At 67.8% G+C, this 1445-nt stretch carries 2 protein-coding genes; both read left to right on the top strand.

Annotated features, from left to right (window positions below):
* Positions 1 to 259 (top strand): hypothetical protein (locus K9U40_RS22975; protein WP_282892399.1); only part of this gene is annotated, 259 nt, incomplete at its 5' end.
* A 336-nt stretch (positions 260 to 595) separates the two neighbouring features.
* On the top strand, positions 596 to 898 hold the full coding sequence (locus tag K9U40_RS22970; RefSeq protein WP_282892398.1) for a DUF7673 family protein: 303 nt from the start codon (positions 596 to 598) through the stop codon (positions 896 to 898).
* Positions 899 to 1445: the final 547 nt, after the last annotated feature.

Genomic DNA, 1445 nt, shown 5'->3' with positions numbered 1-1445 from the left:
TCCGCAGGGAGGGCCGGCCATGACGACTTATATGGTGGCCGTTCATCTGCTGGTCGAGGCAGGGCCGGAGCCGCGCGCCGAAATCTGCGCGGCACTCCATGGCATCCTGAGCGATGCCATGCAGCAGGATGCCGGCGAGGATCTCGCATCCTCGATCGCTTCGGTCGCGTTGCCCGCCTCCTATGCGCCAGACACCACCCCGCTTCCGGCGTGGCCGGCGGCGTATTCGCGGCGCCGCGCCCGGGAGAGTTCGTTATGAACACCCCGGCAGACCGGCGCCGCTCGCACGCACACGAGCCGCCTGCTCCGAGGCCCGTCGCCAGCTTGCTCGCATCGAACGCCAGATCAAGCACCGCGCCGAACGGAAAACCAACACCGCAAAGGCAAAAGCCCGACCGTCGAGCCGTCGTCGGGCCGGATGGACGCCGGCGGATGGGCGGCTCTTCCGCGAGCATGTCGATCAACTGGCCTTTGAGCGCCGCGGCGAGATCGAGGCGCTCTCGTGGAAGCTCGCCAGCGGAAGGTCGCGGGGGCGGCGTTGAGGTGCAAATGGATCGCGCTTGCGCTAACCTTGGCTCGTCATAGGAGTACCATCATGGACGAGACGACGCGCGCCGGGTTCGAGCGGCTCTTCACCATCGCCCGCAGCGACACCGGGCAGTCGCGCCGTGTCGCCGGCTTCGTCCTCGCCTGGTGGAATGCAATCGACCTCGGCGGGTTCGACATCGCCGACCTCTTCGCCGTCGATAATGCCATCGCCCATGACATGGCGACCGTCTTCGCCTATGTCGCCGGCCGACCTGTGGCGGAGTATCCCGAAGCCTATCGGACCGAAATCGAGGACGTCATCCGGCAGTGGCGGCCAGACGTGGGGGCGAGGGCAACCGACGCCGCCTAGGCCAAGCTGCTGGCTATCTCCCGCCGACAATTCCTCGGCAGCAAGCGGATCCTCGCGTTTTCTCGCATTCGCCATTTGTCGTCCGCCTCGACGATAGCGGCGTGGCTCTCTCCAAATCGCTGCTGTGAACCGCCGTGACGTTCGGGATGTGAGGCGCTGCGCGCGGGCCCGCCGGTCGATCTCTCCGCCTGCGCCTTGTCGTGGCCGACGGGGAAAGCAGGTCCGCGGCGGCAGGTCATGTCGGCCTTCCCATGTCACTTTCGAAGCCTGGGCACAGGTCCCTTGCCGGTCCTCCCCTCGGGTTTTGCTGCGGTCGTAAACCGGCGGCCGGCCGCTTCAAGGCCGCGTTCCGCGCCGCGTGGCGGCCGGACCCCGTCAGGCTCGGCAAAGCGGGCCCGCGTCCCGCGCGAGGGCTGAAAGCCCCGCTTGTCCGCAGGCCCGCTTCGCTCGCCTCGCCGTCTCCGGACCCTGAAACGTCCACCTATCGCCGATTTCTCTCGACCGCACCCGAAGGAAAGACCGGCAAGGGCCGATCCTAGCCCGAGGG

This window comes from Xanthobacter autotrophicus (assembly GCF_030015065.1).
Taxonomy (GTDB): Bacteria; Pseudomonadota; Alphaproteobacteria; order Rhizobiales; family Xanthobacteraceae; genus Xanthobacter; species Xanthobacter autotrophicus_D.
This window is presented reverse-complemented; position numbering and strand designations above follow the sequence as displayed.